This is a genomic window from Enterovibrio norvegicus FF-33, assembly GCF_000286835.2.
In the GTDB taxonomy this organism is placed as follows: Bacteria; Pseudomonadota; Gammaproteobacteria; order Enterobacterales; family Vibrionaceae; genus Enterovibrio; species Enterovibrio norvegicus_A.
Genome location: NZ_AJYD02000038.1, coordinates 1,033,102 through 1,059,971 on the forward strand (window position 1 = coordinate 1,033,102; position 26,870 = coordinate 1,059,971).

At 47.5% G+C, this 26,870-nt stretch carries 21 protein-coding genes; 4 read left to right on the forward strand and 17 right to left on the reverse strand.

All coding sequences use genetic code 11. The features are described from left to right. Positions 1-225 precede the first annotated feature (225 nt). The 7 genes from mscS to A1OO_RS12895 all read right to left on the reverse strand — a co-directional run bounded on the left by mscS (position 226) and on the right by A1OO_RS12895 (position 9,373). Positions 226-1,131 (reverse strand): small-conductance mechanosensitive channel MscS, encoded by a 906-nt coding sequence (gene mscS, locus A1OO_RS12865; protein ID WP_016960319.1) that lies wholly within the window; start codon positions 1,129-1,131, stop codon positions 226-228. A gap of 171 nt (positions 1,132-1,302) precedes the next feature. Further along, a complete protein-coding gene (gene fbaA, locus A1OO_RS12870; protein WP_016960320.1) occupies positions 1,303-2,379 on the reverse strand; it encodes a class II fructose-bisphosphate aldolase in 1,077 nt (358 codons plus the stop codon). 226 nt (positions 2,380-2,605) lie between these two features. Next, on the reverse strand, positions 2,606-3,769 hold the full coding sequence (locus tag A1OO_RS12875) for a phosphoglycerate kinase (RefSeq protein ID WP_016960321.1): 1,164 nt from the start codon (positions 3,767-3,769) through the stop codon (positions 2,606-2,608). A gap of 70 nt (positions 3,770-3,839) precedes the next feature. Beyond that, positions 3,840-4,868 carry an erythrose-4-phosphate dehydrogenase gene (gene epd, locus A1OO_RS12880; protein ID WP_016960322.1) on the reverse strand — a complete coding sequence of 343 codons (1,029 nt, stop codon included), beginning with the start codon at positions 4,866-4,868 and terminating at the stop codon, positions 3,840-3,842. A gap of 184 nt (positions 4,869-5,052) precedes the next feature. After that, a complete protein-coding gene (gene tkt / locus A1OO_RS12885) occupies positions 5,053-7,047 on the reverse strand; it encodes a transketolase (RefSeq protein WP_017003260.1) in 1,995 nt (664 codons plus the stop codon). A gap of 101 nt (positions 7,048-7,148) precedes the next feature. Further along, positions 7,149-8,099 (reverse strand): transaldolase, encoded by a 951-nt coding sequence (gene tal / locus A1OO_RS12890; RefSeq protein ID WP_017003261.1) that lies wholly within the window; start codon positions 8,097-8,099, stop codon positions 7,149-7,151. A 278-nt stretch (positions 8,100-8,377) separates the two neighbouring features. Further along, a complete protein-coding gene (locus A1OO_RS12895; protein ID WP_016960325.1) occupies positions 8,378-9,373 on the reverse strand; it encodes a sugar-binding transcriptional regulator in 996 nt (331 codons plus the stop codon). A 399-nt stretch (positions 9,374-9,772) separates the two neighbouring features. Here A1OO_RS12895 and A1OO_RS12900 point away from each other — a divergent pair, with 399 nt between their 5' ends. After that, positions 9,773-12,319, forward strand: coding sequence for an EAL domain-containing protein (locus tag A1OO_RS12900; protein WP_017003262.1), 2,547 nt, complete (start codon positions 9,773-9,775; stop codon positions 12,317-12,319). Between the two features lie 9 nt (positions 12,320-12,328). Here A1OO_RS12900 and A1OO_RS12905 read toward each other — a convergent pair whose 3' ends face one another. Beyond that, the gene (locus tag A1OO_RS12905) at positions 12,329-13,423 is read right to left on the reverse strand and encodes an anhydro-N-acetylmuramic acid kinase (protein ID WP_016960327.1); all 1,095 of its coding nucleotides are present in this window, start codon (positions 13,421-13,423) and stop codon (positions 12,329-12,331) included. Positions 13,424-13,565: 142 nt separating this feature from the next. Between A1OO_RS12905 and nagZ the strand changes: the two genes are divergently transcribed. Beyond that, a complete protein-coding gene (nagZ, locus tag A1OO_RS12910) occupies positions 13,566-14,570 on the forward strand; it encodes a beta-N-acetylhexosaminidase (protein WP_017003263.1) in 1,005 nt (334 codons plus the stop codon). Between the two features lie 91 nt (positions 14,571-14,661). Here nagZ and A1OO_RS12915 read toward each other — a convergent pair whose 3' ends face one another. Both A1OO_RS12915 and A1OO_RS23590 read right to left on the reverse strand, forming a co-directional pair. Further along, the gene (locus tag A1OO_RS12915; protein WP_017003264.1) at positions 14,662-14,961 is read right to left on the reverse strand and encodes an ArsR/SmtB family transcription factor; all 300 of its coding nucleotides are present in this window, start codon (positions 14,959-14,961) and stop codon (positions 14,662-14,664) included. Positions 14,962-15,230: 269 nt separating this feature from the next. Next, the gene (locus A1OO_RS23590) at positions 15,231-15,389 is read right to left on the reverse strand and encodes a hypothetical protein (RefSeq protein ID WP_016960330.1); all 159 of its coding nucleotides are present in this window, start codon (positions 15,387-15,389) and stop codon (positions 15,231-15,233) included. Positions 15,390-16,028: 639 nt separating this feature from the next. Here A1OO_RS23590 and maoP point away from each other — a divergent pair. Next, complete coding sequence (gene maoP / locus A1OO_RS12920) at positions 16,029-16,358, forward strand: DUF413 domain-containing protein (RefSeq protein WP_016960331.1); 330 nt, start codon at positions 16,029-16,031, stop codon at positions 16,356-16,358. 65 nt (positions 16,359-16,423) lie between these two features. Here maoP and A1OO_RS12925 read toward each other — a convergent pair whose 3' ends face one another. Next, a complete protein-coding gene (locus A1OO_RS12925; protein ID WP_016960332.1) occupies positions 16,424-17,887 on the reverse strand; it encodes a lactate dehydrogenase in 1,464 nt (487 codons plus the stop codon). Between the two features lie 85 nt (positions 17,888-17,972). Continuing rightward, on the reverse strand, positions 17,973-18,143 hold the full coding sequence (locus A1OO_RS12930) for a XapX domain-containing protein (protein ID WP_016960333.1): 171 nt from the start codon (positions 18,141-18,143) through the stop codon (positions 17,973-17,975). Between the two features lie 590 nt (positions 18,144-18,733). Here A1OO_RS12930 and A1OO_RS12935 point away from each other — a divergent pair. Next, positions 18,734-20,917: a hypothetical protein gene (locus tag A1OO_RS12935; protein WP_017003265.1), complete on the forward strand. Its 2,184-nt coding sequence runs from the start codon at positions 18,734-18,736 to the stop codon at positions 20,915-20,917. Positions 20,918-21,016: 99 nt separating this feature from the next. Here the strand turns inward: A1OO_RS12935 and A1OO_RS12940 are convergent, their stop codons facing one another. The 5 genes from A1OO_RS12940 to A1OO_RS12960 form a co-directional block, all read right to left on the reverse strand. Further along, positions 21,017-23,215, reverse strand: coding sequence for an immunoglobulin-like domain-containing protein (locus tag A1OO_RS12940; RefSeq protein WP_017003266.1), 2,199 nt, complete (start codon positions 23,213-23,215; stop codon positions 21,017-21,019). A gap of 516 nt (positions 23,216-23,731) precedes the next feature. After that, positions 23,732-24,118 (reverse strand): hypothetical protein, encoded by a 387-nt coding sequence (locus A1OO_RS12945; RefSeq protein WP_017003267.1) that lies wholly within the window; start codon positions 24,116-24,118, stop codon positions 23,732-23,734. A gap of 135 nt (positions 24,119-24,253) precedes the next feature. Further along, positions 24,254-24,934 carry a 3-oxoacid CoA-transferase subunit B gene (locus A1OO_RS12950; protein WP_017003268.1) on the reverse strand — a complete coding sequence of 227 codons (681 nt, stop codon included), beginning with the start codon at positions 24,932-24,934 and terminating at the stop codon, positions 24,254-24,256. Beyond that, positions 24,931-25,617, reverse strand: coding sequence for a CoA transferase subunit A (locus A1OO_RS12955; protein ID WP_017003269.1), 687 nt, complete (start codon positions 25,615-25,617; stop codon positions 24,931-24,933). The genes A1OO_RS12950 and A1OO_RS12955 overlap by 4 nt, the downstream gene beginning before the upstream one ends. Before the next feature lie 12 nt (positions 25,618-25,629). After that, positions 25,630-26,835, reverse strand: a complete 1,206-nt coding sequence (locus A1OO_RS12960) for an acetyl-CoA C-acetyltransferase (RefSeq protein WP_016960339.1) — start codon at positions 26,833-26,835, stop codon at positions 25,630-25,632. Between the last annotated feature and the right edge of the window lie 35 nt (positions 26,836-26,870).

A 26,870-nucleotide genomic window follows, 5' to 3' on the forward strand; every position in this document is an offset into this window, starting at 1 on the left:
ATAGTTGTTTTGTAGTTTGGTCGATTTCCCTGAGAGTCGACAACAAGAGCCTCTCATTTCCGGATCAATCCGCACCAGAAAAATCAGAGCAGAGTGTACAGTTTAAACAGTAAAAAATACTGTCTCAAATTTAAAACACTCACACTGATCTATTTGTGACTTCTCGGGATGACACGCATAAAAAAGCCCTACCAAAGGGCAGGGCTCAACTTCAATATGCTGTCTTTATGCCATTTCAGCGACGGGTTTGCTTTTTTCCTTCGCTTTCGCATTCACAATGGCGGCGTGATAATGCACATCCATCTGTGGGAATGGAATTTCAATCCCTTCTTTATCGAGACCTTCTTTGATCGCCTGCATCAAGTCAAAGTAAGTCGCCCAGTAATCTGCGGTGTTAACCCAAGGGCGAACCACAAAGTTCACCGATGAATCAGCCAGCGCGTGAACACCAATGGTTGGCTCAGGATCTTGCAAAACACGCTCATCAGCATTAACAATTCGGGTCAGTACTTCTTTCGTCTTTTGCAAATCCGCTTTGTAAGAAACACCAATGATAAAATCAATACGACGTGTCTCATGACGAGAGTAGTTGGTGATTGGGCTTGAAATAACCGTCCCATTTGGCACAACGACCATCTTGTTATCTGGCGTCGTCAATACAGTCGAGAAAATCTGAATCGAGGCAACAGAACCCGCCACGCCGCCCACTTCAACATAATCACCTGACTTGAACGGACGGAACGTCACAATCAACACACCCGCCGCAAAGTTCGACAGTGAGCCTTGTAGTGCCAAACCAATTGCTAAGCCAGCAGCACCGATTACAGCGACGATAGAGGCTGTTTGAACACCCAAGCGGCCCAGCGCTGCAATCAGCACAATCGCAAACATCACGTAACGCACCATGTTCTCGATAAAATCGACAACTGTTTGATCCAGTTCGCGCTTCTTCAATACTACCGCCACAGATCCGGCGACTTTCTTCACTATCCAGTTACCGATAAGCAGGATAGTCAGTGCTGTCAGCACATTCATGGCATATTGAATCATCAATTCTTGGTTCGAAGCCAACCAACTCATGGCTTCATGTGCTGTTTGTTCAACAACAAGTACGGCATTTTGTTCGGTCATCGTTTCTCTCACTAGTACAAAAACAAAACCACCTCACGCGACGAGAAACCATCAGATGGCATCCAGTCACGTGAGGTGGTTCAGGGTATGACTGAAATGCAGTCATAAAAAAACCCGCTAAATTTAGCGGGTTTCTAGATCTTTTGTAACCTGTTTTTTTAAAAAACTAAATTACAGAACGTCGATTGCGTTCAGGTCAGCAAATGCTTTCTCAAGACGAGTAACCATAGAAGCCTGACCAGCACGTAGCCATACGCGTGGATCGTAGTACTTCTTGTTTGGCGCAGCTTCGCCAGTTGGGTTACCGATTTGACCTTGTAGGTAATCAAAGTTATCAGCAGAGTAAGTACGGATACCGTCCCACGTTGCCCACTGAGTATCAGTATCGATGTTCATTTTGATAACACCGTAACCGATAGACTCTTGGATTTCTGCTTCAGAAGAACCAGAACCACCGTGGAATACGAAGTTCAATGCGTTCGGAGCGATACCGAATTTCTCAGCACAGTAAGCTTGAGAATCACGCAGGATAGTTGGAGTAAGAACAACGTTACCCGCTTGGTAAACACCGTGAACGTTACCAAAAGATGCTGCGATAGTGAAACGTGGGCTGATAGCGCTCAGTTTCTCGTATGCGTATGCAACGTCTTCTGGAGAAGTGTAAAGCTCAGACGCGTCCATATCAGAGTTGTCTACGCCGTCTTCTTCACCACCAGTACAACCCAGTTCGATTTCTAGCGTCATGCCCATCTTTTCCATGCGAGCAAGGTATGCAGCACAGATTTCGATGTTTTCTTCTAGTGATTCTTCAGACAGGTCAATCATGTGTGAAGAGAACAGTGGCTTGCCCGTTTCAGCGAAGTGCGCTTCACCAGCGTCAAGCAGACCGTCGATCCATGGCAGCAATTTCTTAGCAGCATGGTCAGTGTGCAGAATAACGGGAACACCGTAAGACGCAGCAACTGCGTGAACGTATTTTGCGCCAGCAACAGCACCAAGGATTTGTGCACCTTGGCCTTCTAGCTTAACGCCTTTACCAGCGAAGAAGCCTGCGCCACCGTTAGAGAACTGAACAACAACAGGTGCTTTAACTTTAGAAGCAGCTTCTAGAACACCGTTGATTGAATCCGTGTTTACTACGTTTACCGCTGGAAGAGCGAATTTATTCTCTTTAGCAATTTCAAACACTTTCTGTACGTCGTCACCAGAGATAACGCCAGGTTTTACAAAATCAAAAATCTTAGACATAACAATAGTCCTATTTACTCTGTAGTCTTTGAATGAATCAGTACCAAGCTGGCCATATCCCGACCAACTCAGCTAAATCGGCAAACGTTTGCGATCAGCGCTGCGCATTGTACCCAAACGTCTCACCAAACACATTAATTTTTCGGTTTGGTGTCTGCATCAAACCGGACATTAGTCGCAAGATAAGATGCATAAAAAACGGGGGTAACAACCCCCGTTTTTTATATTATGCTTTTGCGCGAGCTTCTAGCATTTCAACAGCTGGAAGTACTTTACCTTCAACAAACTCAAGGAATGCACCACCGCCAGTCGAGATGTAAGAAACATCAGCTTTGATACCGAACTTGTCGATAGCTGCCAATGTGTCACCACCACCTGCTACAGAGAAGCCTGCAGATTCAGCGATGGCTTTAGAAATACCCGCCGTACCCGCTTCGAAGTTTTTGAACTCGAATACGCCAACAGGGCCATTCCATAGGATGGTTTTCGCGTTGCTGATGATTTCAGCAAGAGCCGCAGTTGATTGAGGACCTAGGTCGAAAATCATGTCGTCATCTTGAACGTCAGCAACGTTCTTGATTTCAGCTTCTGCGTTTTCGTCAAATGCTTTCGCACATGCAACATCAGTTGCAACTGGAATTGCACATTCTTTCATTAGCTTTTTCGCTGTATCTAGCAAATCCGCTTCGTACAGTGATTTGCCCACGTTGTGGCCTTCAGCTGCAATGAAGGTGTTCGCGATACCACCGCCAACAACCAATTGGTCAGCGATTTTAGATAGAGACTCAAGAACAGTCAGTTTGGTAGAAACTTTAGAACCACCAACGATAGCAACCAACGGACGCGCTGGGTTGTCCATCGCTTTACCTAGTGCTTCAAGTTCAGCCGCTAGAAGAGGGCCTGCACATGCGATAGGAGCGAATACACCTACGCCGTAAGTCGATGCTTGTGCGCGGTGCGCAGTGCCGAATGCATCCATCACGAACACATCACAAAGTGCAGCGTAAGCTTTAGACAGCTCGTCTTCGTTTTTCTTCTCGCCTTTGTTGAAACGAACGTTTTCTAGAACCACTAGCTCACCCGCGTTCAGCTCTAGGCCGTTCAGGTAGTCTTTTGCTAGTTTAACGTCACAATCAAGCGCGTCGTTCAAGTAGTTAACGACAGGCTGCAGAGAGAATTCTTCTGCGTACTCACCTTCAGTTGGACGACCAAGGTGAGAAGTAACCATGACTTTCGCGCCAGCTTCTAGGCAAAGCTTAATCGTTGGCAGAGATGCAAGAATACGTGCATCAGAAGTTACTTTACCTTCTTTAACCGGTACGTTTAGGTCAGCTCGGATAAATACACGTTTGCCAGCCAGATCCAGATCGGCCATTTTGATTACAGACATTTTCGTCCTCTCTCTAAAGTTGCAAAAATAAAAAAATTTGCTTTGGTTTTTACAAAATAAAAACCGTGACTCAAGCCTTCGAGCCACTTGAAATTGCATCCATGGCTAACGCGGTATCAAGCATCCGGTTAGCAAATCCCCACTCGTTATCACACCACACCAGCATCTTCACCAAATTGTGGTTACTTACTCGTGTTTGCGAGCCATCGACAATGGCGCTGTGAGGGTCATGGTTAAAGTCTATCGAGACAAGTGGTGCCTCGGTATAATCTACAATGCCGTTCAATGTACACCGAGCGGCCTCTTCGAGTGATTGATTTACGTCATTAACTTTCACTTTCGTGTTAACTGTGACGCTTAAATCCATTGCAGTGACGTTAATCGTTGGAACTCTAACCGAAATCGCTTCAAATTTGTCAGAAAATTTCGGAAAGATTCTTCCAATTCCCAAATGTAATTTGGTGTCGACAGGAATAATTGACTGACTCGCAGCACGGGTGCGTCGCAAATCAGGGTGATAAGCATCAATCACTTGCTGGTCATTCATGGAAGAGTGAATGGTGGTGATGGTGCCAGACTCAATACCAAACTGTTCATCAAGCACCTTAATCACAGGCACGATACAGTTAGTGGTACAAGAACCATTGGAAACAATGCGATCGCTGGCTTTCAAGGAGTCTTCATTCACACCAAAAATGATGGTGTTATCTAAGTCATTACTACCAGGATGGGAGAACAATACTTTTTTCGCACCAGCATCGAGATGGGCTTGACCATGTTCGCGATTGCCATAAACACCCGTGCAATCGAGCACGATGTCGATGTCTAGATCACGCCAAGGAAGCAGATTAATGTCACTTAAGTGAAGGATGCGAATTTTATCGTCGCCGACAAAAAGAAACTCCTGGCTATTGGAGACTTTTTTAAAAAATCGACCATGACTGGTGTCATATTGCAGAAGGTGCGCCATCGCATCAGGCTCAGCGAGTTCATTGACAGCGATGATGTCAATTTTGTCTCTTCGGCCACTCTCGTAAAGTGCGCGAAGCACACTACGGCCAATTCGACCAAATCCATTAATTGCAACGCGTAATGCCATGTCCCTGACCATCTGAGTCGTGAATGAAATACGGCGGACAGTCTATCTCAAGCACGTAAAATACGCACGTAGAATGTGACTGGTCTCTCATCAAAACTTCTGATTGATTCGTTCAGACATCGAAAAGAAAAAGCCCCGCAAAAGCGGGGCTAAATATTGACGTTCGAACACCTGACATCGTCAGTTATGCAAGCAGCTCTTTCGCCGTTTCTACCACGTTTTCAACGGTAAAGCCGAACATCTTGAACAGCTCGCCTGCTGGTGCAGACTCACCGAAAGAGTGCATGCCGATGATACGACCATCAAAGCCAACGTACTTGTACCAGAAGTCAGCGATGCCCGCTTCAATTGCAACACGAGCGGTCACATCTGAAGGCAGTACTGATTCACGGTATGCCGCATCTTGCTTGTCATAAACGTCTGTCGCTGGCATAGATACCACGCGAACTTGCTTACCTTCAGCAGAAATTTGCGCAGCCGCTTCAACCGCCAGCTCAACTTCTGAACCGGTTGCAATCAAGATAAGATCTGGCTGACCCACACAATCTTTCAGCACGTAACCGCCTTTAGCGATGTCAGCCACTTGCTGTGTGCTGCGATCTTGTTGTGCCAAGTTTTGACGCGAGAAGATCAGCGACGTTGGACCGTCTTTGCGCTCAATCGCCAGTTTCCAAGCGACCGCAGATTCCACTTGGTCACATGGACGCCATGTGCTCATGTTTGGCGTTAGACGCAGTGAGGCGATTTGCTCAACCGGCTGGTGTGTTGGGCCATCTTCACCCAGACCAATCGAGTCATGGGTATACACTTGGATGTTCTGAATTTTCATCAGCGCAGCCATACGCATTGCGTTACGCGCGTATTCCATGAACATCAGGAAGGTTGCGCCGTAAGGTACAAAACCACCGTGCAGCGCGATGCCGTTGATGATCGCTGTCATACCGAACTCACGCACACCGTAGTGAATGTAATTACCGGATGCGTCTTCAGCAGTCACGGCTTTCGAACCCGACCACATGGTCAAGTTTGAAGGCGCAAGGTCAGCAGAGCCGCCCATAAATTCTGGTAGCATGGCACCAAACGCTTCTAGCGCGTTTTGAGACGCTTTACGTGATGCAATGTTCGCTGGGTTTGCTTGCAAATCAGCGATGATTTGGCTCGCTTTCGCTTCCCATTCTGCTGGCAGTTCGCCGTTTACGCGGCGTTTGAATTCAGCAGCAAGCTCTGGGTATGCCGCTTCATAAGCTGCAAGTCTTTCATTCCACGCAGACTCTTTCGCCGCGCCAGCTTCTTTGGCATCCCATGCGCCGTAAACGTCAGCAGGGATTTCAAACGGACCGTGCTCCCAACCAAGCTGTTTACGGGTCGCTGCGATTTCGTCAGCGCCTAGTGGTGCGCCGTGACAATCGTGGGTGCCAGCTTTATTTGGTGAACCAAAGCCAATCACGGTTTTCGTACAGATCAGGGTTGGACGACCTGTTTCTGCTTTTGCTGCTTCAATCGCCGCATTGATTGCATCGGCATCGTGACCATCAACAGCAGGAATAACGTGCCAGCCGTACGCTTCAAAACGCTGAGGCGTATTGTCAGTGAACCAGCCTTCAACATGACCATCGATAGAAATACCGTTGTCATCCCAGAACGCAACCAGCTTACCAAGACCTAGCGTACCCGCCAGTGAACATGCTTCATGAGAGATACCTTCCATCAAGCAACCGTCACCCAAGAACACGAAGGTGTTGTGGTCAACGATGTCATGGCCGTCGCGGTTAAATTGCGCTGCCAGTGATTTCTCTGCCATCGCCATACCAACAGCGTTGGTGATGCCTTGGCCTAGAGGACCAGTGGTGGTTTCAATGCCCGGTGCATAACCATATTCAGGGTGCCCTGGGGTTTTTGAATGCAGTTGGCGGAAGTTTTTCAGATCATCAATCGACAGATCGTAACCTGTCAGGTGAAGCAGAGAGTAAATCAGCATTGAGCCGTGGCCGTTCGACAGTACGAAACGGTCTCGGTCAGCCCATTCAGGGTTTTGCGGGTTATGGTTCATGTGGTCGCGCCACAGGACTTCAGCGATGTCCGCCATGCCCATTGGGGCGCCTGGGTGACCAGAATTGGCTTTTTGTACACCGTCCATGCTTAGAGCACGGATCGCATTGGCAAGGGTTTTACGTTCCATCTTAGGCTTACCTTATTAAATGATGTTCAGACCTGTAGGTCAGGATCATATAAGAAATAAGAGAGCGGCAATAGCCGCTCTTGAAAATGTGTTTTGCGAACTTACAACTTCTCGCGAATCATGACTTCAAGTTTGCCTTGGTCAACGGCGAAATTGCGAATGCCCTCAGCCAGTTTCTCAACAGCCATAGGGTCAGAATTATGTTCCCACAGGAACTCAGCGTGTGTCATCGAAGCTGGACGCTCTTTAATTTCAACATCATCAGAAAGCTTACGAACCACTTCACCTTGTTCATCTGACAGCGTTTGAAGCAGGTCAGGACTTATGGTCAGACGATCACAGCCAGCCAGCTCAAGAATTTCACCAATGTTACGGAAGCTTGCGCCCATCACGACGGTATTGTAGCCGTGAGACTTGTAGTAATCGTAGATAGCAGAAACAGACAATACGCCTGGGTCTTCTGCTGGGGCAAAATCGCGGCCTTCTTTTGCTTTGTACCAGTCCATGATGCGACCAACAAACGGCGAAATCAGGAAAACACCCGCTTCAGCACAGGCGCGCGCTTGAGCAAACGAGAACAGCAGCGTCAGGTTACAGTTGATGCCTTCTTTTTCTAGCACTTCCGCCGCGCGAATACCTTCCCACGTTGATGCCAGCTTAATAAGAATACGGTCGTTGCTGATACCTGCTTCGTTGTACATGTTGATCAGCTTGCGTGCTTTAGCGACGCTATTTTCGAAATCATAAGAAAGGCGCGCATCGACTTCGGTTGAAATACGACCTGGAATAACGTTTAGGATTTCTGTGCCAATATTTACCGCGAGACGGTCACCCGCATCTGCCAGTTGTTGTTCAGTGTCTTGGCTTTTTGTTTTTGCGTAGGCAATCGCTTCTTCAATCAGAGGCGCATACTCGGGGATTTGGGCTGCTTTTAGGATAAGAGATGGGTTAGTTGTCGCATCCTGAGGTTGGTACTTCGCGATAGCGTCGATATCACCAGTGTCCGCAACCACGGTTGTGAGCTTGCGTAATTGTTCGAGTTTCGTGCTCATCTTTTAGACCTTTAATGTAGAGTTTCACCATGAATGCTTTGCAGTCAGGAGCTGCTCGGTGACATTTCTATCAACCTGCTTGAATCGATGTCAGCAACAGGTTGAACAAATGCAACGTACCTGTGCAAATGATAGGGTCATATTTCTTGTTTTATGCGATAAAGTCAACGATCTGATCGGATAAATCTCACGACGATCTCACTCATTTTACCCTTGATAACCAAATGTGTTGAAAGGGTGCTGAAATATTGTCCAATCCGCATTTTAGAGAAATATGGTCACTGTTCGTTATCAACCATATTAAGCAATGCCATGGCACAACTTGCACTGGTGGCTAATACGTCAATGGTTTGGGTTTTTAGTGCGCCAAGAATAGACAGCGCTTTTCGACTTTCACTGGCCATGGCGATCACATTAGGAATGTTGATTAAGTCCTGCATTTCCAATCCGACTACACGGTCACGCATCAGTGTATTGGCGCGACTGCCATCCAATTTGAAGAAGTCGAAGCCACCAATGTCCCCAACAATACCGTCGTTAACTCGGGCTTCAACGAACTCGCGTGCAGAAAAGCACCCCAGTTTCACCATGTGGCTATTTTCGTCCATGTCACCGATACCAACCAGTGCAAATTCAGCCTTGCGGGCTTGGTTTAATGTCTCGTTGATATTGGGATGACCAAGAAAAACATCGCGAATCTGCGGTGTGTCTACATAAGCAGGGGCGTAGAGCGTCTCGCTGCTGCCGCCAAACTTCTTAGCCAGACGACGGCAGATGTGGTCTGCGTTAATGATGTCGCCACTTCTGTGTGTACCGCCGATGGCACAAACGAAACGCGCATTTCGATGAGAAACAATGCCGGGTTGATCGGCAACCGCCGCAACGTTTTGGCCTTGTCCAACGGCGACAACCATACCGTCTTGCAAGTTGCCGTCGATAAATGAGGAAACCAGAGTGGCAACTTGGGTGCGTTGCTCTTGCACACTGGGCTGGTCGAGGGCGATCAATGCGCGTTTTAGATTAAATTTCTCCATCAACCGTTGTTCGAGTTGTGCGCTGTGAACCGGGTGGAATTTCACTGTGATTTCGACAATGCCTTCTTCACGAGCTCTTCGTAAAAGCCGACTCACTTTCGCGCGGCTGACACCAAATTTCTTAGAAATCTCTTCTTGGGTCGTGTTGTGTTGATAGTACAGAATCGCGATTTCAGTAAGAAGATTCGTGTCGTCTAGCAGGCTTTCAAAGTTGCTGCTCAATGTTCGCGTGGTGCTCATTGTCACGTCCTACTTTAAATTATTCGTCTTCAGTCTACTGATTTTCTTCAGAGTGAACAAATGTTCACGATCATTTCATTTGTTCGCGTCAGTAACGACAGAAAACAAGATGAAATTTATGCTTCATCCTGCATTCGTGTTTGAAAAAGTAGTCATCCGTATCTAAATTGAAACATACCGGTATCGCTATTTTGGTGGTTATACGAACGATGACATCGCCCCTCATGAACCGTGTTGTGAAAAGATTCCTTTATATTATTGATGTAGCAGCACTTTAGTTGGTTAGCCTATGAACGTTTTATCGAATCCGTATGTTTCCGTGTTTTATCGGTTCATCGGTAGCCTGCGCTTGCAAAGCGAGGCAGGGGCATGAGATTCCGATCCCTGATACCTAACCGGATGCTTTGGATTTATGCGACATTGCTTGTTGTATCTTTGTTCGCCATCGTAGGGATCCGTTTTGCAGGGCTTTTCCCTCCTTTGACGTCTTATGCAGAAAACATCAACGTCAATTATGGGTATTTTGTTGATAGCACCAATAGCCACATTCTTGGTTACGTCAAAGAATCTGCGATATTCAGAAGTGTTGATGACCCGAAAGACATTCCATGGCAACTTGGGAAAAAATCTTACTGGATCAAGATGAATGTCGAAAATATGGGCGCAGATCATCGTCATCTGAGCTTGTATTTTGATACGCCAATGATCGACAGGCTCAACATTTATCAGTTCGCGTCTGAGGGGCAAGAAGTTAAGCGTTGGCACTTGGGAGACAGTGTCCAAAAAGGTTATACGCAAGTCGATATGCCTCCAGCAGTACCATTAACGTTGGATGGGTTTGAAAGCTCAACGATTTATTTACAGGTGTATTCAACGGGTATACCTGTTATGCCTATTTGGCTGCTAAATGCGCATGAGTTCCATGTGCTAACACAACTTCTTCATGCGGTATGGGGTGGTTTCATCGCGATTATGTTACTGGTTGCGGTATATAATCTTGCTGTGTTTTTGTCGCTCAAAGAACGAGTTTACTTGGTTTACTCAGGGTATGTGCTGACGGCGTTAGTACAACTCGGTGCCGTTCATGGTTTTGGTATCTATTTGTTTCCACCCGCGGTACAGACGTTTTTTAGCAATAATATTGTCGCGTTAACGTTTGGATTATTCTTACAAGCGCTCCTATTTGCCCACCTTTATCTGAGAGTGCACAAAGTCGAGTCTCTGCTTAGACAAATCGTTCACTATGGCATCATGGTCTTAAGCGGTTTAATGCTGATTTCCTTTGTTTTACCAGAACACATTTCGGGTACTTTTTTAATTGCGATTCAACCAATGTTCTACGGCTTAATCGGCGTGCTTATTTGGCAGCGCTGGAACGTGGGCAGACGTTGGAGCGGGATGTTCCTGTTTTCTTGGCTTCCTTTACTGGTTGCGGGCATTTTCCCGCCGCTGCTGGTGACTGGCGTGATTGAATACACATTGCTGACTCGTTACGCATTGATGTTTGGTACGGTACTGGCTGTTCTTTGTATGGCGCTTGCGTTAGCTGAACGTTTTCGACATCAACGAGAAGAATCGGTATATCAGCTCACCCACGATGCCATGTCGGCAACACCCAATGCGAATGTGTTGTCTCTGATGGTCGAAAGTCTGATCAATAGAAACGTCAACTTTAAACTGTGCTGCTTTGAAATTGGTCGATTCTCAAGCCTAGCACCCTATATGTCGGCGGAAGAAAAACGATATTTCGTTGGTCAGGTATGCGAAAAACTGGATGCAGCATTAGATAGCGATGTTGTCCACGTTGTGGAATCGGGCTATCAAAAATCGCGGTCGTATAGGATTGCCAGTATCAAGGAAGGTCACTTTGGTTTCATCGTCTTGTCGTCTGACGATGAGAAAGTGGCGTTGCTCTTGTCGAGTGTGATTGATGAACTCGATTGTTATGTAGAGCTCAATAGTTTTGCTATTCGTATTCAGGGTACGATTGGAACGAGTTCATATCCAAAAGACGGTAAGCTTACCGATGTACTGTTCAATAAATCGTTGCAGGCACTCACTGAAACGTCCATGACGGTCAATAAAGTTCATGCTTATGATTCGCTGAATAACTTTAACCGTACCTTGAATATGTCGTTAGTCGCGGACCTCAAAAAGGCGATAGACAACGATGAATTGGAGCTTTATCACCAGCCACAGATTGACCTGCGTTCGGGCTCAATACATGGGTCAGAAGTCTTGTTACGTTGGGAGCATCCTAAGTTTGGGCAAGTGTCGCCAGAGGTGTTTGTTAAATTGGCCGAGGGAGTAGGCTTGATCAATGACCTGACGATATGGGTTATCAAGCGGGCGTTCTATCAACAAAGTAAGCTAATAGAACTGGGTTATAGCCGTCGCTTATCCATCAATATCAGCGCGTCAGACATCGCGATCCCTAATCTTGTCGACAAAATCGCCGACATTGCACAAAACTACAATGTCCCAACCGGTCTTCTTTCGCTTGAGCTAACTGAATCCACCATGGTGTCTGATTACGTGAGGCTTAATGAAGTGATAGAGAAGCTTTCAAAGTTTGACATTGAAGTGTCGATAGACGACTACGGAACCGGATATTCCTCGCTGACTTATCTCTCGCAGTTGCCGTTTACGGAATTAAAAATTGATCGTAGCTTTATCACGGGGATTACGAGTAATCCTCGCCAGCAAAATATCGTGAGAACAACAACGGAGATGGCTAAATCACTGGGTTTGATGGTGGTGGCTGAAGGGGTTGAAGATCTCGAAACGGCAGTCATCCTGAAACGTTATGGTGTGGATATTGCCCAAGGTTACCACTATTCGCGTCCGCTGAGCTTTAGCCAATACTTGCTCTATCTCAAGCGAACGAGCCACCAAATACCGATCTCTGTTAAACACCCGCGTCGGCAGGGTTCTCAACTGGGCTAGCGCGAAAGATCAGTCCGAATAATAGATAGCGCCAAGTCGGCAAGGTCGGCTGGCGCCTGTCACTTCAGGCAAATTTCCCGGTTCCCCTTCTAATGCCTGACGTGCTAGCCACGCAAAAGCGAGTGCTTCCATCGAATCACCGTCTATCCCTTTATCGTCTGTTGTCATGACTTGCCAGCTTGGCAGTGCGTGTTGCAACGCATTCATTAGGGTCGAATTTCTTGCCCCACCGCCACAGACCAGCAACTCTCCCTTGTCATCATCGTTAAGTTCGTCGGCAATTGAGGTTGCTGTTAATGCCAGCAACGTGGCTTGAACGTCTTCCGGTGCGATCTCTTCTCCGAACTGTGCCAATTGTTGAGTTAGCCAACCCTGATTGAAAAGCTCGCGTCCTGTGCTTTTTGGGGCAGACTTTGCGAAATATCCATCAGATAGCATTTGGTTGAGTAATGCCGGATTCAGCTCGCCGCAAGCGGCCCAATTGCCGTCTTCGTCATAAGGTTTGTGTTGGTGTTCGAGTACCCAGCTGTCCATCAACATATTGCCAGGGCCGGTGTCATAACCCATCACGGGGTGATTGGGCGCCAATACGGAGATATTGGCAATACCCCCGATGTTGAGCACGACGCGCGTTTTATTGCTTTCTCCAAACAAGTAACGATGAAACGCAGGAACGAGTGGCGCGCCTTGGCCACCTAATGCCATATCTTTGCGACGAAAATCAGCGACGGTGGTGATACCGGTTAGTGCAGCAATGATGTTGGCATCGCCAAGCTGCATCGTGAAAGGCATAGGACCGTTAGGTTGATGGAATACGGTTTGGCCGTGGCAGCCAATAGCCGTGATGTCTTCGGCTTTTAATCCTGTTTGTGCTAAGAATTGATTGACGGCGCTTGCGTAGGTTTTGCCAAGGAAATGGTCGATGGCGCCAATTTCTTCCAGTGTGACAGGTGCGCCTTGGCTCAATGCAATCAGCTTTTCCTTAAGCGCTTCAGGAAAGGGATACATGGCTTGATGATGCGCGTTAGCGCTTTGATGATCAAAATCAGCAGCCACCAAGTCAATACCGTCCAAACTTGTGCCGGACATAATGCCAATATACATGCTCACGGATAGCCTCTTTATTCTTCTAAATCTGATGACTTAAGTCTCTCACAGTCCTAAGAATTTGGTGATCGAAATTGTGTTGAAGATGTGACTCATCGTACTATTCACCACAGAGCCTAATTTGAAACAGGAGAGCACCATGGGCCCATTGTGGCTTGATGTGGAAGGATGCGAGCTAGACGCTGAAGAGCGAGAGCTATTGGCACACCCAACCGTTGGCGGCGTAATTCTATTTGCGCGTAATTTTCATGACAGCCAGCAACTTGCGGCGCTGAATCAGGCAATCCGAAAAGCGGCAAAACGCCCTATATTAATCGGTGTTGATCAAGAGGGTGGTCGCGTACAGCGTTTTAGAGAGCAGTTCACCTTGATCCCGGCCGCACAATCTTATGCGCGAATGCCTAATGGTGAGGCGCTTGCAAGAGAGTCTGGATGGTTGATGGCTGCAGAGCTAATGGCGCACGATTTCGATCTTAGCTTTGCGCCAGTGCTCGATCGAGGTTTTGATTGCAAAGCCATTGGTAGCCGTGCTTTTGGCGATGACAATGCGACTGTAATTCGTTATTCAAGCGCGTTTATGTCAGGCATGAAAGAAGCGGGCATGGCAACCACGGGCAAACACTTTCCAGGACACGGTGCCGTGTTGGCGGATTCTCATGTTGAGAGCCCAATCGATGAGCGTAGCAACCTATTCGAACAAGACATGGCCATTTTCAAGGCCCAGATTGATGCGGGTACCTTGGATGCCATGATGCCCGCACACGTCATTTATCCACACTATGATGATTTACCTGCAAGCGGTTCATCTTACTGGTTGAAGAAGGTGCTGCGGGAGCAGTTGGGCTTCAAAGGTATTGTTTTCTCAGATGATCTGAACATGGAAGGGGCAACCGTGATGGGTGGCCCAGCAGAGAGAAGTCAGCAAGCATTGTCGGCAGGTTGTGACATGCTGTTGCTTTGCAACAATCGTCGATCATCGATTGAAGTGTTGGATCAACTGCCAATCACTGAGGTGTCACATGCTGGTAGCCTAGCGAAAAAGCACGAGTTTACAGTGAAAGAGTTACAAAGCTCTGTGCGTTGGCGCGAAACGACGAAACAGGTCGAAATCTTCAACGCACAATGGCAAGAGCAAAACGCTTAAGTCTATTCTGTTATAAATTCGCGGCGGGCTACTCTGAAAAAAGAGTGCTTTGCCGCTATGTCTTACCACGAACTTTGATACTCATTCCGCGCTAATTTGTCAGCTCTTCGTCAGCACAACACTCTTCTTGCAAGAACGTCAGGACACCATTCAATTGTTCAAACTGAGGCACACAGTAAAGAACACGGCCTTCACGACGCTGAGTAATTAGACCTGCTGACATTAAGCTAGACAGATGATGTGACAATGTCGAGCCTGGGATGCCGAGATCTTCTTGAACTTCTCCGACGGAGATACCATTGTGTCCGGAACGTACCAAGCGTTTGAAAATCGACAAGCGGGTCGGGTGCCCTAACTCTTTCAGTGCTTTCGCAACGATCTCCAGTTCCATGTCATATCCTCTCATCTATTCTATTTAATATTTCGATATTACCAGAAATGTCTTATTCGTGTCTTCGAAGATCCTTACGTTTCTTGCGGTCGACATTTTCCCATTAGTTATTTGGCTGGTGTGCTGCGAAAGGTATGCTCGTTGGAGCAGTAATGGCTTCAGTGATTGGTCGTGCGGGAGCCACGCACCTTGAGGTTACTCGGGCATGGTTTGCTCATTTACAAAACTATAAAAGCCAGGAATGCAGAGCATTTCTGGCTTTTTTCTCATCAATCGAACGGGTATTCCTCGTGGGAAGTTCGACTAGGGCGCGGTTTACGTCGCTTCTTGTCGCGTTGAGGTTGCTCACCGAACTCTTCGTTGAACTTAGAATGTACTTTGTCTTTTCGATTAGTGTCGTTTTTCAGCCACTGTTCCCACTTGGCCATCTTATTTTACCTTGTTCGTATTCTTGTTACTTTGGATAACTAGGGATCTAGAACCTACTTGGTTTCTAGACGCTAAGTCGTTGTCTATTAAATATAGCCCAAATAACATGACATATTGATGAAGTTTCTTTGGCGTTTCCATTACGCCAATTCCAAGTAAGAATAAATCCAGATCATGAATTAAATACAACGAAAAAAATCACTGCGTTTGATTAAATATTTCGATTGTCATGAGTGCCGGTTGGCTATTTTGGGACGTATGTATCATTAACGGAAGATAGCGATAGTGAAAGTGGCAATAATCAGCTGCAAGCCAGTAAATTTGGGTTTTTATTTGTGATTCAGGGGTGTGATGTAAAACAAGTAAACGTCAAAAAGTGGCATATTTTTTGTAATAAGATGATGTTTTTCACATTGTTACAATAACTTACTTCATTCATGCTCGACCTGCGAATGCTTATTGGCTACCTTACTTATAAAATTCATCACTAAACAGGTGTTTGATACTCGACAGGGTTCTAAAACACCGCTATAACGCTAAGAGAATAAATTTTCTTTGTTGTCAGATAAATAATATTTTTCTTTACATCGAATGTAGTAATGAAGAATATTGCACAATGTATGTTGAGGAGTTAAATAATGTTTAGTGGTCAAAGGTTTTTTGATGACAGGCATTTCCCAAAAGGTTTCGCGCGTTCCGGCTATTTCACGATTAAGGAATCGCAGCTTTTGGAAACCAGTGGCCGTACCATGAAAGCACTGTTTGACGGTGTGATGGTGCCGCAAGACGAAGAACAGCAAAAGTTTGTCGACGAGATAAACGGACGTCGTGCAGCGGAGTCTCAATACGCGCTGTGTTGGTTGAAGTATTTAAGAGAAATCAATCATAAGCACGTGGTATACAACCTGTGCTCTACGTCTCGTAACGGTGCAACTGAAGATTATTCTGAAGCAGAAGCAGACGAATAAGAAATGTGACTGACAAGTAAAAAGCGAGCATATCGAGCTCGCTTTTTTGTTTTGTTGACGAAAGATTACGCGAGTAATTGTGCCAATGTGTATGGTTGCCTCGTTAGCCCCAACGCTTGTGCTGGGGTTATCCCATCGCCATTTTGATGGCACAAGTTGTTCCAAGCGCGGAAAATATCCAGCAGAGGGAGCAAGCCTCCTGGTCGAAGTCGTCTTCTAGGCTCATCGATCAATGATCGGAAGTTCAGGTAGAAGCGGGCTTGATACTCTTCCAGCATGAAGGTGCTTGCACGCTGCAGCCATTCATCTTCTTTTCCCGTCTCTTTACCAAGGTGACATATTGCTTTGGCTGCATTGCCTCTTTGGGTGAACGCCCAGCGATCACGCCACCAACTCAGTAACATGATATCAATATTGTCTGCCGTGTCGTTTTCTTGCCATTCCGACGTCTGCGTGACGTAAACCGGTTGGCATTGGCGTTGTTGCAAGCGCTCTTTAAACACACTAATTACCGCCGAACGCAGCAAGGGTTCTTGTGGGAGATAGAGTGTTAAATCATCCCATTGCATGGTCAATTCTTGTAAACGCAGAAACTGGGCATACGCAGTGTACTGAGGGCGTATCAAGCAACCTTTTGATGGATAGTCCACATTGACGGGGCGCGTGTACAGGTCTTCTACATTGCTACGAGATAGGACTTCTTTGTATTTGTTATTAACTTGATTCAGCAAATCATTGCTGTCTGGCTCGCCAATTTCTGCCAAATGAATAAAGCTATCGGGCATGCGACGTGAGTTTGGGGTGTAAACATCGGCTTCTTCGTCGGGCTTTTCTTCATCTTGGGAATAATTGATGTTTTGAAGCAGTACATAACCTTGCGCTGCATCGCCTGTGGTTAGCCACATAACCCCGTTATCACTCAGTGGTTGCAACGGTGCAAGCGTTGAAGCAAGAGGGTTATTGATGGCAAGTTGTAAAAAACGGGCGTCAACACTGGCCAGTTTGTTTCGACAGCGTGCCGCAACTTGATCCAAGTGATCATAAAATGTCTTGGGGTTCATGCTTAACTTGCGGCAGATTTCTCTGACAGGGTGACCAGTGAACAATAAACCAAGCAGCTTTTGTTGTACGCCAGACTTTGGGTTCGCGTTCGACCACTTGTCCACGAAGGTTGATTGGCAATGTTTGCAGCGATAGCGCTGACGTTCACCACTGTATCCAAAAGCATGATAGAGCTCGCGGTTAGTGAGGACGGGCTTACCATGTGCAATGCAGCCCTCTGTGCTGCAGGCTGCCAAGTTACCTGAGTCTTGCGTTTTGAGTCGTGCAAACTCGGTTCGCACGGCTTGATTGTTAAGGAGAGGAGGAAAGGCGCCACACTCACGGCACACCAAACCGGGACGAGACGGATCAGTATCTTGAAGCAAATAGTACTTCGCATCACTCAATCCAAAGTTTCGACACGCCAATGTTTTACAAAAGTTGAGTTGTAATCCATCTGCCGCCGGCGGTAGCTTCCCTGTAGACACCAGTCCTCCTCGAGTTTTCTTACATCTTTAATAGAAAATAAAAACTGGCACACCTTGCGCTAGATATGAACAGAACGGGCTTGGGTTAAGAAAAAAAGCGGGTAATCATTGTTTGGTAGGCCATGCCACCCAAGTAGATACCAACAATGCCCATAATTCCGGAAATGACAGGAGGAGCAGGTAACGGTAGCTTGACCGCGCTGAAGAAGAAGCCCACAACGGCACCTGCAACAATGGCTAAAAGAACTTCACTCATCACGACACCTCTCTGTCTTTTTTAGACGAACAGCAGTTTGTTCCTGTAAATGTATATTCAGTGTTAACGTTTCTGTGCCCAGTCTAAGGAACCCGCAACATGCTTCAGCAGATCGTGATCACATTCATTGGCATTCTATTTGGCTTTTCTGTCTTAATTTACCTTTCCTGTTGATTTGGTGATATCGATCACTTTTTGGGGTTAGGGTTTTATCCGAACTATTGGTCAAGATAGAGAGCTAACTGAATAAATCTCTTGGATCTTTTTTCTACATATTTTTTAAAATATAAAAAAAATACTATTATTCATTGCTTTAGAGATGTAAGTCTTGACTGGCTTGAACCTCTTCTCCGGCTCGCATATTCCCACATTAAAACTAAGATTAATTTAATTCTCAATATTGAGATATAAAACGTTATTTAATGACTTTGGCTTGTGAGCAGGGGGATGTATGAAAGGTTTATCGAAAATGGCATGTATAGGGCTGCTATGCAGTGCGATATGGGCGTGTAGTGATAGCGGTTCTACAGCAGCAACGACCACGTCAACCAGCAGTTTACAGTTACCCCAGCAACTGGAGGTCGTGACAAATGAAAATGATTAACACTCTGTGTGTTGCGGGTTCTGCTGTGCTGTGGTCGGGTATCGCCACGGCAGCTTTTAACGATGCTGGAACGGAATATTCGACAGCTGAGACCAAAAACTATGTATGGAATGAGGCGTTAGAGCCCATTGAGCTGGTCAACAGTATCTTGTGCTTCACGGCTCAATTTAATGTGACGGAATTTGCCAATGAAGGACCATACCTCGTTTTGGCCGATGAAGGGGCATGTTTTGATGACAGTGATGATGGATCTACCGGTCAATCTTCTGGGGCTAGCAATACACCGTCCTATTTAAAGGCTGTCGCGAACGTAACGCGAGAATCAGATTCTTCGCCCTTGATCGCCAATGTTTGGATTCCGGAAATGGCGTCTGGATCAGGCGAACAGGCCATTCGATTTAAAGCTGTCATTTCTGAGGGGGCCTCGAGTACGGATCCTTTCGGCCAGTTCACCTTTAACTTTGAGTTCTTTGATAACTTCACCGATTTATCGCCACAAGGTGGCGGTGAAGTGCTGACTGTTGATTCCTTGGCGGGGTCGATTGGTTTTACCTTATATGAGTCCAGCCAACAGGGAGCGAGTACATATACACAAAGCGCCAGTGTTGTGATGTCGAGCGATCGATCTGATGGGATTGCCTTGACCTCTTCAGGCAATGGCGGTGCTTATGCGTTAACGTTTAGTGCTGATAATGTATTGCTTCAAAATGCCAGCGACTTTGATAGCTTGCCTTATAAGTCTGGCGATAACAGCGGTACGTGTCTCAGCCGAACGCTGTTTGACAGCGATGTTCATCGCTATGATTTATACAATGCGTCAACGGGTGCGCAAATCGGCGTCAATGCGGGTTTTCCTATTCGCTATGCCAGTGCAAACAACGCCAACTATGACAGTTATGGTTACATCGGTTACTGGGGGCTTTGGTCTGAGGTAGAGGGTGCGGTGACGAACGGTGAGACGATCGTTAAAGATGACGGTGGTACGCAAACGCCTTATACCGTGGTGACTGCGCCAGGTAGATTGATTAAAAACACGGTTAAAACATTGAATCTATCTGATGCGCGAGGCGTCAGCTTTAGTTATTGGGATAGCACGGTATTCAGTGACAGCACGTTTGATCAATGGGTGGTGAAATACCTCACTGCGGCACAAGACAGTGTGGGGTCTGACGGTTTTTATAAAACCGGTAAGCTTAGCTGGGGGCAAAATGGCCCAACGATTACTGCGTTTGGTCCGACTCAAATTGTGTTGTCGAGTAATGAATCGTTATATATGTATTCAGAGCAACTTGGCGGCGAAGTGAAGTATCTGCAGGGAAAAACGGCGCTGACTTATTATGAGCAGAGCTTTATTAACGGCAGTGAAACAGGGTCTGGCGAGTTACTTAATGGTGGGTCAGTGACGCTGTACTGTTACGACAATTGCCCTATTGGTACGCTCGATCTTAGTGATTTGACTCACTGGAGTGGAGCTAGTAGCCCATTTGAAACTGCCAGCGGCCCGCATAATTTCACGTTCAGTACCACTGGCGGTAATTTACTGACGCTTGTGAGTGCAAACAGCAGCGAACCTGTGCGCTATAACGCGTCGCTCACGCAATCTAACATTGATTCAACGCCACACAGTTGGGGTGTAAGAAGTGGGCCGATGGTGACATCAACGGTGTCGAATTCTTATGATATTTATGACCCTGCGATCGTGACGGAATACTATGTGTGGGAAACGGGTCTCCAGCCATGGAACCAGCTCACAGCCATCCAAGACGGTAGCGGGGATGTTGTTAGCTTCGACAAGCCACTTCAATTTACTTATTCACATAGTAATGCCAATGACAGATCGGGGTCGGCGGGAACGTTTGCGGGACAGACATTCTTGCTGAATTATGGTGGCAATGGCGATCTGTGGGGAATTCCTTATACGCAGAATGGAGAGCGTTATGTTCCTCAGTTCTCGGTTTCTGACGGAGTTCTGATGGGGTCAGCAAATCAATATGTGGTTAAAGCGAGAGAAATTGAGCAGACCATGCAGGCCGCTTCAGGACAATGTAGTGCGCTGACGTTGGCCGATCCAGCAGTGAGCGTGCCAACGTCTGTGTCTGGTTCAGCAGATATTGGCGATATGCCTGTGATTGAGGGTGAGCCGTCGGTTATCGCAGGTGTCACACAATAACGCGGCTGTTTAGAACGGAAAAAGCGCCAGATTTTACTCTGGCGCTTTTGTGTTATTGAGCTTCAGGAAGTGGCTAATTGTCGCAGGGAAGCACAGTGCTTACCGTTTGTCCCAAGCGTCAGCCCAGTAAAGGCTATCACCCGGTGCGTAAGATGCATTCGCACACCAGCTGGTGTAAGGCCAAGGCTTACATTCGTATATATGACCGTCTACACCTGTCACCAAATCGCCCGCCGCGTAAGCCGTACCTGATACATAGTCAGGATACTCGCCACCCGGAGGTGGAGGCGTAATTGCCTCATCTCTCACGGTAAACGCCGCGTTTTGCTTCACGGTGGTGCCGCTTTCGGTTTTACCAATAACAGATACCGAGTATTGACCGGCTTCAACGTTGCTCAACGTCAGAGAAACAGCCAACTTACCGTCAACGTTCACTTGAGTTTCGCCGCCAGACACCATTGAAGCGCCAGAAACGGTGATGTCTGTTGCCATCGCTTGGTTGCTCTCTAGCTCCAGCTCTAGCGTGACATTGCCATTGTCGGCAGTGTAGGTGCTTTTCACGCCTGACAGTTTCAACGATGCCGCTGGCGTGCCAGTGTCACCGCAATCGCTGTCGCCTGTTTCGCGCCAAACACCCCATTCGCCCGTTGTGCCTGGTTCTTCACCACGTGACCACCAACCCGCTTGCCAGGTTTTGCCGGCGTGGCTCACGATATCGTCTGTGTTATATACCGATGAGGCATCCCATGCGTTCACACAGGTGCTGCCGTCGGTAACAGAAATCACACGGTCAACGGTCGCGGTTTGAAGTGCACTATCAGTGACGCGGTAACTTATTCCGTATTTGCCAACAAGGGATGTATCAACGTTACCTTCAACCGATACGGTGCTGGTCAGGTCGCCATCTTCTGCATCAGTGGCTTTTACGCCGGCCATTGCGTCGAATTCAGCGCCCAGTTTTAGGGTAAGTTTCTCCACACCGGAGAAAACAGGTTTTTGGCTGTAAACCTCAACAGTGCGCGTTGCTTTGGTTTCGTTGTCATCTTCATCAGAAACACTGTAAACCAGCACGTATTGACCCAAACGTGAGGTATCAACGCTGCCATCAACCACAATGCTAAAGGTCAGGTCGCCATTTTCTTCGTCCATCGCAGAAACGCCTGCCATGGCATCGAATTCATCACCGTGGCGAACGCGAACGTCATTCACACCGCTGAACACAGGTTTGCCTTCCGCTGGTGGTGGTGGCGTTTGGCCGTGAATAAATGGGCCGTAATCTTTAATGAACTGCTCGTTGTATTGGTTACCCGCTGCATCTGTTCCCATGTCCCAGTTCACTGACCATGTCATGACACCGCGAAGTGGCTGACCTTGGTTACTTAACTGTCCAAAGGCTGCATATAGCTTGGCAGGATCTTTTACAAAACCGGTTGCTGCCGCATCGTCGCTTGAAGGAATACCGAATACCAGTTTGTCGTGCGGGATCTTGTGGAAGCCACGGGTACCGTTGATCAACGAATCAGAGATGTAATAGATAAACTCTTGTTTTAGCGCATCGTTGTTTTGTGCAATCCAGCCCACACCATCAATCCAAATGCCGTCGCCGCCTTGGTTGTAAAACTGTGGGTTGATCCAATCGTAGTAACCTTCCAGTGCCGTAATGTAAGGCACGTATTTCCCGCCTTCTGTCAGGTAAGGAAACTCTGGTGCCATGGTGATCAGGAAGTTTTTACCTTGCGCCGCATAGTGGTCTTTGACCATACGCAGTGCAGCAGGAATCACGGTTTGGTTGTCTGCCGCGGTAACCGCCGCTTGTTCTAGGTCGATGTCTAAACCATCGAAACCGTACAGGTCGGTAAGACGAATGATTTCATCGGCAAATGCTTGCTCATCGCCGGTCTTCAATTCTACGTGTGCATCCGCACCACCAAGAGCTAGCAGCACAGAACGACCTTGACGGTTTAGCTCTGCGATTTCGTTAATGAAATCTTGCTCAGACAAGCCAATCATAGGGTCAAGACGGAAAGTAGGAATGCGGCCTTCTGCGGTATCGAACACTTTCATGAAAGACACGTCGATCACGTTATACATTGGGTTCACTTCTTCCAACGTGACACACGGTGCGTTGCCGCGTTTATAACCTGCACCATCACACCAGTTGTGCCAGTAACCCACAACAACGCCACCCTCAGGGTTCACCATATCGTCGCCGTTTACCGCTGACACAGAAGCGTGAGTAGAAAAGCTCGCTAAGCCTAAAAAGAGTGCCGCACAAATTGCATTTGGCTTGAACGTCATGGCCGTTTTATTCCTTAAAAAAGAAGAGACAGGTATTTTCGCCAGTAAGTTACGGGATGTTTTTAAAAGACATAAGCGAAATTTATGTCTGCTTTTTTTACATGGAAGTATGATCACGCCTTGTCCGCTGCTCTGACAAGGGTATACAAAATTCTTCTGTGTAACTCACTGAAAATCGGCGCGAATTGTAGGGGGGGGATGTGGGCGTAATATCAGGGCAATGATGAAAAAACGTCAGAGGAATGTCAGGAGTCGCCGTGTTGAACAATAAGAACTCAGCCATATAGCGAGTTTCCAGACAGCCCTGACGATGCTTTTGTATATCGGTAAGAAACGGCGGCGAGTCATGAATAAATGACACCCTAAGAAGGCATGCTGGGAGTTCGGGTGAATGTCACGAAATTTGGGGTGCTTTTTTAACCGTTTTGGTTTTTCTAAAAGCGCCACTCCTCTGATAGGCAAAGTCGATAATTATTGGCTTTAATTCATCGACTCGCCTCTAGCTCATGCTCACAATCACTCAATCGTTTCAAAGTGGAACTTGTAATCACGGACACCGTCTATCTGAACCCCTTTTTCTCTCAATTCAAGATACTGCTTAATCTTCACGGTTCTGAAATCCATTGCTTTCAGCGCAAGGATTATCCGGAGTTCATCCATTGAGCGTGATTTAGCGTCAGAGCCACACGTACCGCAGACAACATGCGTCTTTTGCTTAAAACCCACCTTATCCAGCCAGTGCAGTTCTTTGGGTTCTTTGCGTGCGCCACAGAAGTAGCATTGATTATCTTGTTTCAATGCTGCCTGTTCCCTTAACGCTTTAGGGCTTGGCGATTGTGTTGCTGGGGTATTGTTGGTCTTCTTACTACCACCAAACTTCGAGAACTGAACGACATTAGACATTGGGATTGCTCTTATCATCAAGGTAAATGGCATGTCACTGAACTTGACTGCTATGTGCCTTTATACCCTATTTTTAGTGCATGCAATGAGTCAAATTATTCTAAACATGTTTGTTCTTAGATAGACGCGAATGAGTTAGCTAGCAGGCAACTGCATCGGCGTTAAATTTGGTGACACCAGAAGCGTGGCTTCTGTCGCGGCCTGAACGTCGTCGATGGTAAACTCAGGGGCAAGCTCAGTGAGTACCATGCCGCGTTCGTTGATTTCAAACACGCCCATTTCTGTCACGATCAAGTTCACCTGATTCGCGGCGGTGAGTGGCAGGGAACATTGCTTTAACAGCTTAGGCTGGCCTTTCACGGAATGCTCCATCGCGACAATGACCTTTTTGGCACCGACGACCAGATCCATTGCGCCGCCCATGCCCGGCACCATTTTCCCTGGAATGATCCAGTTGGCGAGGTTGCCCTGTTCATCGACCTGCAGCGCACCCAATACCGTGGCATCGACATGACCGCCACGGATGATGGCGAAAGAGTCGGCGCTGTTGAAGTAACACGCCCCGTTTACGGCAGTAATATGCTGTCCGCCTGCATTCACCAGATCGGCGTCCATGGTGTTTTCACATGCCAATTGATCAATGCCTAACAGGCCGTTTTCCCCTTGCAGTAACAACTCGACCTCTTTATCGACATGGTTGGCGACCAGTGTTGGCAAACCAATGCCTAGGTTTACCACATCGCCGTCTTTCATCTCGCGGGCGACACGCCATGCAATGCGACGTCGGATAGTATTTTTATCTAATTGTGCTGTCATTGCGTGTCCTCCACCTGAATGTGATTGACGTTGATATGATCGACCAAGATATGATCGACAAAAATACTCGGGGTATGAACCGCTTCGGGTGCAATCTCGCCAAGCTCAACAAGTTGTTCAGGTTCGACAATGACGATTTCTGCGGCGGTTGCCATTAACGGATTAAAATTCTGGGTGGTTTTGCTGTAAAAGACGTTGCCACGACGATCGACTTTTGAGCCTTTGATTAAAGCCAAGTCGGCTTTCAGGGGGGGGGCTAGCAAAAATTGTTGCCCATCGACGTCTATCACGCGCTTGTTTTCCGCCACAATCGTGCCAAGCCCTGTTGGGGTAAGTACGCCGCCTAATCCTGCACCTGCAGAGCGAATACGCTCGGCGAGGGTGCCCTGTGGAACCAGTTCAACCTCCAACGTGCCTTCGTTCATTTGTTTGCCTGTTTCGGGGTTCGTCCCAATGTGAGAGGCATACAGCTTTTTGACCCGCTTATCAGCAATCAAACGGCTTGAACCACGACCGGGAGAACCCGTGTCTGTGGTGATCAGCGTAATGTCTCTAATGTCTTTTTGAATTAAGAGATCGATGAGGCGCTCTGGTGCGCCTGTCGCCATAAAGCCGCCAATCATAATAGTCATGCCGTCATGCAAAAGGTGTTCAATCTGCTGGGGTGTCGCTGCTTTTTTCATGGTGACTCTCCCTTAGCAACGTTTCAGAATGAGTGCCGTGCCCATGCCGCCGCCAATACACAGCGACGCTAAGCCGTATTCTTGCTGCGTGCGTTGCAGTTGGTAAACTAGCGTGGTGACAATACGGTTGCCGGACGCGCCAATAGGGTGACCGAGGGCAATCGCGCCGCCGCTTAGGTTGCTGCGCTCTAACAGCCAGTCTTGTTCGATCTGATGTTCTTCAGCGACTTCTTTGATCACACCTAGCGCTTGTGCCGCAAAGGCTTCGTTCAGTTCGAATACCTTGATGTCTTCGATGGCCATTTTGGCCTTGGTCAACGTGTTGGCGATGGCTGAAACAGGCCCAAGCCCCATCACCTCTGGCGCAATGGCGCCCTGTCCGTATTCCACCAACTCAGCCAATGGGGTGAGGTTGTGACGTTTCACCGCGCTTTCTGATGCCAGCAAAATGGCTGATGCGCCATCGTTAATGCCAGAAGCGTTGCCCGCCGTTACGCTGCCTTGTTTGTCGAAGGCTGGGCGCAGCGCTTGAAGCCCTTCAAAGGTAGCGTTTGCTTTGGGGTATTCATCGTCTTTAACGTCGAACTGACGTTTGCGCTCAGTCACCGTGATTGGCGCAATTTCCGCCTCGAAATGACCGTTTTCAATGGCGTTCACGGATTTCTGTTGGCTTTGCAGGGCAAATTTGTCCTGCGCTTCGCGGCTGATATTGCATTGGGAGGCAATGTTCTCGGCTGTTACGCCCATATGGTAGTGATGGAAGGCATCGGTTAACCCGTCTTTGATGATGCTGTCTTCCTGCATCTGATGACCCATGCGAACACCACGGCGGACTTGCCCAGACGTGATATACGGCGCGTTGGACATGCTTTCCATGCCGCAAGTGAGGACGATTTGCGCATCGCCGGCGCGGATGTGGCTGGCACCGTCCATGATGACTTTCATGCCGCTGCCGCAGATCATGTTCAGGGTGTAGGCGGGCACCGTATCTGGAACGCCTGCGTTGATGGCGGCTTGACGACCCGGCCCCATACCCGCACCGCCCGTTAGCACATTGCCAACAATGACTTCGTCGATAAGGTCTGGGGTGATGTTTACTTGCTCAAGTGCGGCTTTCATCGCATGTGCGCCAAGATCAACGCCTGACAATGGCGCGAGAGAACCGTTAAAGCTGCCGATTGGCGTGCGCTTAGCCGCCACAATATAGATGCGTTCCATGTCACCAGTACTCCCATGTTTGCTATTTGCTAACT

Bases quoted from the DNA above. Each gene is read 5' to 3' on its own strand.
- mscS (WP_016960319.1), bottom strand. From the start codon at position 1,131: ATGACCGAACAAAATGCCGTACTTGTTGTTGAACAAACAGCACATGAA.
- fbaA (WP_016960320.1), bottom strand. From the start codon at position 2,379: ATGTCTAAGATTTTTGATTTTGTAAAACCTGGCGTTATCTCTGGTGAC.
- A1OO_RS12875 (WP_016960321.1), bottom strand. From the start codon at position 3,769: ATGTCTGTAATCAAAATGGCCGATCTGGATCTGGCTGGCAAACGTGTA.
- epd (WP_016960322.1), bottom strand. From the start codon at position 4,868: ATGGCATTACGCGTTGCAATTAATGGATTTGGTCGAATTGGCCGTAGT.
- tkt (WP_017003260.1), bottom strand. From the start codon at position 7,047: ATGGAACGTAAAACCCTTGCCAATGCGATCCGTGCTCTAAGCATGGAC.
- tal (WP_017003261.1), bottom strand. From the start codon at position 8,099: ATGAGCACGAAACTCGAACAATTACGCAAGCTCACAACCGTGGTTGCG.
- A1OO_RS12895 (WP_016960325.1), bottom strand. From the start codon at position 9,373: ATGAGCACCACGCGAACATTGAGCAGCAACTTTGAAAGCCTGCTAGAC.
- A1OO_RS12900 (WP_017003262.1), top strand. From the start codon at position 9,773: ATGCTTTGGATTTATGCGACATTGCTTGTTGTATCTTTGTTCGCCATC.
- A1OO_RS12905 (WP_016960327.1), bottom strand. From the start codon at position 13,423: ATGTATATTGGCATTATGTCCGGCACAAGTTTGGACGGTATTGACTTG.
- nagZ (WP_017003263.1), top strand. From the start codon at position 13,566: ATGGGCCCATTGTGGCTTGATGTGGAAGGATGCGAGCTAGACGCTGAA.
- A1OO_RS12915 (WP_017003264.1), bottom strand. From the start codon at position 14,961: ATGGAACTGGAGATCGTTGCGAAAGCACTGAAAGAGTTAGGGCACCCG.
- A1OO_RS23590 (WP_016960330.1), bottom strand. From the start codon at position 15,389: ATGGCCAAGTGGGAACAGTGGCTGAAAAACGACACTAATCGAAAAGAC.
- maoP (WP_016960331.1), top strand. From the start codon at position 16,029: ATGTTTAGTGGTCAAAGGTTTTTTGATGACAGGCATTTCCCAAAAGGT.
- A1OO_RS12930 (WP_016960333.1), bottom strand. From the start codon at position 18,143: ATGAGTGAAGTTCTTTTAGCCATTGTTGCAGGTGCCGTTGTGGGCTTC.
- A1OO_RS12935 (WP_017003265.1), top strand. From the start codon at position 18,734: ATGAAAATGATTAACACTCTGTGTGTTGCGGGTTCTGCTGTGCTGTGG.
- A1OO_RS12940 (WP_017003266.1), bottom strand. From the start codon at position 23,215: ATGACGTTCAAGCCAAATGCAATTTGTGCGGCACTCTTTTTAGGCTTA.
- A1OO_RS12945 (WP_017003267.1), bottom strand. From the start codon at position 24,118: ATGTCTAATGTCGTTCAGTTCTCGAAGTTTGGTGGTAGTAAGAAGACC.
- A1OO_RS12950 (WP_017003268.1), bottom strand. From the start codon at position 24,934: ATGACAGCACAATTAGATAAAAATACTATCCGACGTCGCATTGCATGG.
- A1OO_RS12955 (WP_017003269.1), bottom strand. From the start codon at position 25,617: ATGAAAAAAGCAGCGACACCCCAGCAGATTGAACACCTTTTGCATGAC.
- A1OO_RS12960 (WP_016960339.1), bottom strand. From the start codon at position 26,835: ATGGAACGCATCTATATTGTGGCGGCTAAGCGCACGCCAATCGGCAGC.